1 pseudogene is annotated in these 530 nt (G+C 74.5%); it reads right to left on the minus strand.

The window, feature by feature from the left end:
* Positions 1 to 530 (minus strand): annotated as a pseudogene (locus BZL64_RS38580) (helicase); the annotation flags it as partial.

The raw sequence follows: 530 nt of genomic DNA on the forward strand, positions 1-530 counted from the left end.
GCCCGGACCGCCTCCGGGTCGGTGCGGGGTGTGTGCCGGGCGGGGAGTTCCAGCAGGCCCCAGCCCGACTCGGCCGCCTCGTCGATCACCCGGTCGGGCCCGGAGCCGTCGGAGAGGACACCGAAGGACAGCGAGCGGTCGCCGTGGTCCGTGCCGCTGCGGAAGGGCGTGTACGGGTAGAAGGCGTCCGAGACCAGCGGGGCAGCCGACGCCGGCAGCCGCCAGGACACCGGCAGCCGGTGCTGCGGCAGGTCCGGATTGTGCGCCAGCAGCGTCGACACGGCCGAGGCCGACGGGTCGTACGACAGGCCGGCCCACTGCTCGCTGCCCACGATCGCGAACGGGTCCAGCTGCCCCGGGTCGCCCACGAACAGCGCCCGCTCGAACAGTCCGGCCACGGCCAGCAGCCCGTCCGAGCGCATCTGGTAGGCCTCGTCCACGATCGCGTGCCGCCACGGCTCGTCGGCCTTCACATGCGCCCACTTCGCCGCCGTGGAGATGACGACCGGCAGCCCGGCCAGGTCGCCGGC

Source organism: Streptomyces bobili (assembly GCF_002154575.1).
Classification (GTDB): Bacteria; Actinomycetota; Actinomycetes; order Streptomycetales; family Streptomycetaceae; genus Streptomyces; species Streptomyces bobili.